The following is a 6,501-nucleotide window of genomic DNA, read 5'->3' on the forward strand; positions in this document are numbered from 1 at the left end:
CTTCACCATGCTGCTGATGATGCTACAGGCAAGCGGCGATCCGCGCATGGCCGGGGTACTGACCTGGATCTCCGGTTCGACCTATAATGCGACGGGTCAGCAGGTGCTGCATACCGGGGTGGTGATGGCGATCCTGCTGGCGATCACGCCACTGTGCCGTCGCTGGTTGACGATTTTGCCGCTGGGCGGTGATACCGCCCGTGCAGTCGGTATCGCGCTGACACCGTCGCGGGTTGGCCTGCTGCTGCTGGCAGCCAGTCTGACGGCTGCCGCCACAATGACAATCGGCCCACTGAGTTTTGTCGGGCTGATGGCGCCGCATATCGCGCGGATGTTAGGTTTTCGTCGAACGATGCCGCATATTGTGATGTCGGCGCTGGCGGGAGGATTATTGCTCATCTTTGCCGACTGGTGCGGGCGGATGGTGCTGTTTCCGTATCAGATCCCGGCGGGGATACTCTCGACGTTTATCGGTGCGCCGTACTTTATTTATCTGTTACGTAAGCAGAGTCGTTGATTCGGATGTTTTTCGTGTAGGCCAGATAAGACGCTTCGCGTCGCCATCCGGCAATAAAAAAGCCGGGTGGCGGCTTCGCCTTACCCGGCCTACGGTTTAAAACGTACTCTGTTACAGCTTTGCAAACACCCGACGCGCGGCGTCGATAGTATTGTTGATGTCTTCCATGCTGTGCGCCACGGACATAAAGCCCGCTTCAAATGCGGATGGCGCAAGGTAAATCCCCTCGTCCAGCATCATGTGGAAGAAGCGCTTGAAGCGTTCCACGTCACAGGCCATCACGTCCTGATAGCAGGTGACAGTTTCCGCGTCGGTGAAGAAAATCCCGAACATGCCGCCAACGTGGTTAACGACCAGCGGGATCGCGGTTTCCTCTGCCGCTTCCAGCAGACCTTCCGCCAGGCGCGTCGTGAGTTCATCCAGCGTTTCGTGAATGCCCGACTGCGCCACTTCGGTCAGACAGGCAAAACCGGCCGCCATGGCAATGGGATTGCCGGAGAGGGTGCCCGCCTGATAAACCGGGCCGGTCGGGGCCAGCGCGTCCATCACGTCGCGACGACCGCCGAACGCTCCTACAGGCATACCGCCGCCAATGATTTTGCCCAGACAGGTCAGATCCGGCACCACACTGTAGTAATCCTGTGCACCAGCCAGCGCCACGCGGAAGCCGGTCATCACTTCGTCGATAATCAGCAGCGTGCCGAACTCATCGCACAGTGCGCGCAGACCCGGCAGGAATTCCGGCAGCGGCGGGATGCAGTTCATATTGCCTGCCACTGGCTCAACGATGATACAGGCGATCTCCTGCGGGAACTGCTCGAACGCGGCACGCACGGAATTGAGATCGTTATAAGTACAGGTCAGGGTATGCTTTGCAAAATCTGCCGGCACGCCCGGAGAGTTCGGCTGGCCCAGCGTCAGTGCGCCAGAGCCTGCTTTTACCAGCAGACAGTCCGCGTGGCCGTGGTAGCAGCCTTCAAATTTGATGATCTTATCGCGGCCAGTGAAACCACGCGCCAGACGAATGGCGCTCATGGTCGCTTCGGTACCGGAGTTGACCATTCGTACCATGTCCATCGTCGGTACCAGTTCGGTCACAAGCTCCGCCATTTTGACTTCCATCTCGGTCGGCGCGCCGAAGCTCAGGCCGCGCTCAGCCGCTTCGATCACTGCGTTGCGGATCGCCGGATGGTTGTGTCCCAGCACCATCGGTCCCCAGGAGCCGACGTAATCGATATAGGCTTTGCCATCGACATCATACAGATACGCGCCGTCCGCTTTTTCGATAAACAGCGGAGTACCACCCACGCCAGTAAAGGCGCGAACAGGGGAGTTAACGCCGCCGGGGATTAGCTCGCGTGCTGCGCTGTAGAGGTTTTCAGACTTACTCATGGATGGGTTCCTGGTTCGTAGAAAAAGTGAATGCCCGCTATTCTAGTTATTCAGAGAAGGTTATGAAAGTTTTGCGCATTTGAAACATTACGATTTGCAGGGGATTTTCGGGTAAGAGGCGAGTACAATGCCGCCTCTGCATTTGTATTACCAATTAATGATCATCTGATGAAGACAGAAACTCCCTCTTTTGAAGCACAGCAAATTGTGCGCTTACGGCGCAGGGACCAAATCCGTCGACTGCTGGAGCGAGATAAAACGCCGCTGGCGATCTTAATGATGGCGGCAGTGGTGGGGACGCTTACCGGTCTGGCAGGCGTGGCGTTCGAAAAAGCGGTGAGCTGGGTGCAAAACCTGCGTATCGGTGCGCTAGTGAATGTGGCTGACCATCCGATGCTGCTCTGGCCGCTGGCGTTTATTCTCTCTGCATTACTGGCGATGGTCGGCTATTTTCTGGTGCGTAAATTTGCGCCGGAAGCTGGCGGGTCGGGGATCCCGGAGATCGAAGGGGCGCTGGAAGAGCTTCGCCCCGTCCGCTGGTGGCGTGTGCTGCCGGTGAAGTTTATCGGTGGGATGGGCACGCTGGGTGCAGGGATGGTGCTGGGACGCGAAGGGCCGACGGTACAAATCGGCGGAAATATTGGCCGCATGGTGCTGGATATCTTCCGCATGCGTAGCGCCGAGGCGCGCCATACGCTGTTGGCAACTGGGGCAGCGGCAGGGCTTTCTGCCGCCTTCAACGCACCGCTGGCGGGCATTCTGTTTATCATCGAGGAGATGCGCCCGCAGTTTCGCTATAACCTTATCTCGATCAAAGCCGTCTTTACCGGCGTGATCATGTCGAGCATTGTTTTCCGCATTTTCAACGGTGAATCGCCGATCATCGAAGTGGGGAAACTGTCCAACGCACCGGTCAATACGCTGTGGCTGTATCTGATCCTCGGGATGATTTTTGGCTGTGTAGGACCGGTTTTCAATAAGCTGGTGCTGCGTACTCAGGATATGTTCCAGCGCTTTCACCATGGAAACACCACTAAATGGGTGCTGATGGGCGGGGCGATTGGCGGTCTGTGTGGCATTCTGGGGCTGATTGAACCAGCGGCGGCTGGCGGCGGTTTTAACCTTATCCCTATTGCGGCGGCGGGCAATTTTAGCGTCGGACTGTTGCTGTTTATCTTTATCGCGCGAGTGATCACCACGTTGCTCTGTTTCTCTTCCGGTGCGCCCGGCGGGATCTTTGCGCCGATGCTGGCGCTGGGTACGTTGTTGGGCACCGCATTTGGTATGGCAGCAGCGGCAGGCTTTCCGCATTATCAGCTTGAGGCCGGAACGTTCGCCATTGCCGGAATGGGCGCGTTGCTGGCGGCATCGGTGCGCGCGCCGTTGACCGGGATTGTACTGGTGCTGGAGATGACCGATAACTATCAGCTCATTTTGCCAATGATTATTACCTGTCTTGGCGCAACACTATTAGCACAATTCCTGGGCGGAAAACCGCTATACTCCACTATCCTTGCCCGCACGCTGGCGAAGCAGGAAGCGGAGCAGGCGGCAAAAAGTCAGACGACCACCGCTGGCGAGAATACTTGAATGAAATACCAGGGTATTAGATAATGGCGTTAATATTGGGTCAGAATTTGCCCAATTGCCGATGTCGTTTGGAGCAAAAATATGAGTGATGACGTAGCGCTGCCACTGCAATTTACTGAAGCAGCAGCCAATAAAGTAAAAAGCCTGATCGCTGACGAAGAAAACCCGAACCTGAAACTGCGTGTCTATATCACCGGTGGCGGTTGCAGCGGTTTCCAGTATGGTTTTACCTTTGATGACCAGGTCAACGAAGGCGATATGACCATCGAGAAACAGGGCGTTGGCCTGGTGGTTGACCCTATGAGCCTGCAGTATCTGGTCGGCGGTTCCGTTGACTACACCGAAGGTCTGGAAGGTTCTCGTTTTGTAGTTACCAACCCGAATGCGAAAAGCACCTGCGGGTGTGGCTCTTCCTTCAGCATCTGAGTGCTGTCTGTAATGCGCCCGGTAAGCGCAGGCGCTACCGGGCAAAGCGCCTTATCCGGCCTGGATTTAACGGCTATTCTCATTTAACGCAAATGTTGGCAGCTTCAGATGCCAGCGGATCGCCGCGAGGCGAATGACCAGCGTCACAACCATCCCCATCATACTGGCGGCTTCCAGCGGCATCGCGAAGGTGTAATACGCGGTTGCGTGGACAATCCCGCCGATAATACAGGCCGTTGCGTAGATTTCCGTACGCAGGATCATCGGGATTTCTCGCGCCAGCACATCGCGAATAATACCGCCGCCCACGCCGGTGATGACACCCATACAGATAGCCACCAGCGGCCCCGTCCCTGCTATAAATGCTTTGTTGACGCCGATCCCGACAAACACCGCCAGGCCGACGGCGTCTAGCACCGGCAGCATCCATTTAGGCAAGCGTCTGGGCTGACGCACCAGCAGGATCGTCAACATGCTGGTGACCATCGCCACCACCAGATCGGTTGGGTCTTTAACCCAGAAAACGGGACCGTTATCTAATGCCATATCACGGATCGTCCCGCCGCCCACGGCGGTAACGACGCCCAATACCAGCACGCCAAACGGGTCCATACGCAGTTTCCCGGCCAGTAACACGCCAGAGATAGCAAATACTGCTGTGCCTACAATATCCAGCCAATAGACGAGCATGATCAAATCCTCACAACACACCTGTTGGGGCAGGCGCTAATTCACCAGGGAAAGCGCATTACAGAGTTGTTTTGCGGCGAGGATAATACGCGGGCTTGCGCGTTCAAACCAGTCACTGTTGAGAGGAATTACCGGAATTTGTAGTTGATCACCCCAGTATTGCTTAATTTTGAGAATTTCACCTGCATCGCCGGCGACAACGATCGCTTGCGGCGCGCGCACCAGCACCTGTTCACGACTGACCTGCGGCCAGGGAACCCGACTGCCGGCAAAGATGTTTTCTCCCCCGCAGAGCTCAATAACCTCGTTTTGAATCGATCCTTTTCCGCTGGTAAAGGGCGGATTGATACCAAACTGCAAAAACACGCGTTTTTTCGCTTTGCCTGCATACTGAGATTTTAGCTGCGAATAGTCGTCCAGCAAGGTTTGCGCGGCGTGCTTTGCCATTTCGGGATGCGGGCTAAAGTCGGCCAGCTTCTGCAACGTGTCGGCAATCTGTTCGATGGTGACGGCATCGATCCACATGACCTTGATGCCCAGCGAGGAGAGTTGATTGACCTGTCGTTCGGCATTACCGCCGCGCCAGGCGAGGACCAGATCCGGCTTCAGCGCCACAATCCTTTCCAGATTCATGCCTTGCCAGGTCGAGATCTGCTCGATACGTTGCGCCTGTGGCGGATAGTCTGAATAGCTGCTGACGCCAACGGGGGTGATCCCGGCGGCAAAGGCGAGTTCCGTGTTGGCGGGAGAGAGTGAAATCACGCGCGGTGCGGCATGCAGCCACACCGGGAGGGCTAACAGCAGGGCGACAAGCGCCCTGGAGAAGGATTTAGCCATGCGCCAGTTTCTGTACCAGCGATTCAACCATCAGCGTGGATTGCTTCGCGGCAACGGCCAGGAATTCATCAAAGCTGAGATGGGACTGCTGATCGGCAACGTCTGAGATCGCGCGGACCACCACAAACGGTACCTTGAAGTTATGGCAAACGTGCGCAATCGCGGTGGCTTCCATCTCAACGGCAATGGCCTGCGGGAAGTTGTGACGGATTTTCGCCAGCCCCACGGAGCCGTTAATAAAGGCATCGCCGCTGACAATCAAGCCGCGTACCGCGTTCAGGTTCAGCTCAGCGATGCAGGATTCCGCTGCGGTAATCAGTTTTTCATCGGCTTTAAAACCGGCCGGGCAGCCCGGCAGTTGGCCGAACTCATAACCAAATGCGGTGACGTCAGCGTCGTGATAGCGCGCTTCATCAGAGACCACAATGTCGCCCACTTTCAAGGTTGGAGCGAGGCCGCCTGCGGAACCGGTGTTAATAATGACGTCCGGCTTGCAGCGTTCGAGCAGCAGCGTTGCGCCCAGCGCCGCCGCCACTTTACCAATACCGGATTTCAGCAGCGCAACGTCGATTCCGTTAAGCTGACCGGTGTAAATTTCACAACCGCCCAGGGTGAGAGTTTGACGGTTTTCGATTTTGTCACGCAGCAGCGTAACCTCTTCTTCCATTGCACCAATGATGCCGATTTTCATAGATTTACTCGCGCCAGGTGAGATTTAAAGGCATAGTCTATCATGCGCTTAAGGCGAAGTGCATTCTCACGCGGGAGAGGACATGTCACAGATTGATTTCCGGAAAAAAATAAACTGGCACCGTCGTTTTCGTTCACCGCAAGGGGTCAAAACCGAGCATGAGATCCTGCGCATTTTTGAAAGCGACCGTGGACGCATTATTAACTCTCCGGCGATCCGTCGCCTGCAGCAGAAAACCCAGGTGTTTCCCCTTGATCGTAATGCCGCCGTGCGTACGCGCCTTACCCATTCGATGGAAGTTCAGCAGGTGGGGCGTTATATCGCCAAAGAGATTTTAAGCCGCCTCAAAGTACAAAAA

General features: G+C 56.0%; 7 protein-coding genes and 2 pseudogenes. 5 read left to right on the top strand and 4 right to left on the bottom strand.

Annotated elements, in window-relative coordinates; all coding sequences use genetic code 11:
* A partial coding sequence (locus tag AB7E14_RS18675) for an iron chelate uptake ABC transporter family permease subunit (protein ID WP_428169784.1) occupies nt 1–517 on the top strand: 517 nt, incomplete at its 5' end.
* Between the two features lie 111 nt (nt 518–628).
* Here AB7E14_RS18675 and hemL read toward each other — a convergent pair.
* Nucleotides 629–1,909 (bottom strand): glutamate-1-semialdehyde 2,1-aminomutase, encoded by a 1,281-nt coding sequence (hemL, locus tag AB7E14_RS18680; RefSeq protein WP_316962707.1) that lies wholly within the window; start codon nt 1,907–1,909, stop codon nt 629–631.
* 168 nt (nt 1,910–2,077) lie between these two features.
* On the opposite strand from hemL, the gene clcA reads away from it, so the two are divergent.
* The 3 genes and pseudogenes from clcA (at nt 2,078) to erpA (ending at nt 3,925) form a co-directional block, all read left to right on the top strand.
* Nucleotides 2,078–3,499 carry a H(+)/Cl(-) exchange transporter ClcA gene (gene clcA, locus AB7E14_RS18685; RefSeq protein WP_042997878.1) on the top strand — a complete coding sequence of 474 codons (1,422 nt, stop codon included), beginning with the start codon at nt 2,078–2,080 and terminating at the stop codon, nt 3,497–3,499.
* Nucleotides 3,500–3,530: 31 nt separating this feature from the next.
* Nucleotides 3,531–3,584 (top strand): annotated as a pseudogene (yadW, locus tag AB7E14_RS18690) (small protein YadW); the annotation flags it as partial.
* Nucleotides 3,581–3,925, top strand: a complete 345-nt coding sequence (gene erpA, locus AB7E14_RS18695; protein ID WP_042997877.1) for an iron-sulfur cluster insertion protein ErpA — start codon at nt 3,581–3,583, stop codon at nt 3,923–3,925. The pseudogene yadW and the gene erpA, both read left to right, overlap by 4 nt.
* A gap of 66 nt (nt 3,926–3,991) precedes the next feature.
* Here the strand turns inward: erpA and AB7E14_RS18700 are convergent, their stop codons facing one another.
* The 3 genes from AB7E14_RS18700 to mtnN are packed head-to-tail and all read right to left on the bottom strand — an operon-like array spanning nt 3,992 to nt 6,143.
* Complete coding sequence (locus AB7E14_RS18700; RefSeq protein ID WP_058587661.1) at nt 3,992–4,615, bottom strand: TRIC cation channel family protein; 624 nt, start codon at nt 4,613–4,615, stop codon at nt 3,992–3,994.
* Between the two features lie 36 nt (nt 4,616–4,651).
* Nucleotides 4,652–5,452: a vitamin B12 ABC transporter substrate-binding protein BtuF gene (gene btuF, locus AB7E14_RS18705; RefSeq protein ID WP_316962709.1), complete on the bottom strand. Its 801-nt coding sequence runs from the start codon at nt 5,450–5,452 to the stop codon at nt 4,652–4,654.
* Nucleotides 5,445–6,143: a 5'-methylthioadenosine/S-adenosylhomocysteine nucleosidase gene (mtnN, locus tag AB7E14_RS18710; protein WP_316962710.1), complete on the bottom strand. Its 699-nt coding sequence runs from the start codon at nt 6,141–6,143 to the stop codon at nt 5,445–5,447. Before mtnN ends, btuF begins: the two co-directional genes overlap by 8 nt.
* Nucleotides 6,144–6,225: 82 nt before the next feature.
* On the opposite strand from mtnN, the pseudogene dgt reads away from it, so the two are divergent.
* Nucleotides 6,226–6,501, top strand: a pseudogene (gene dgt / locus AB7E14_RS18715) (dGTPase); the annotation flags it as partial.

It is taken from the genome of Citrobacter sp. (assembly GCF_050252275.1).
Classification (GTDB): Bacteria; Pseudomonadota; Gammaproteobacteria; order Enterobacterales; family Enterobacteriaceae; genus Citrobacter_A; species Citrobacter_A amalonaticus.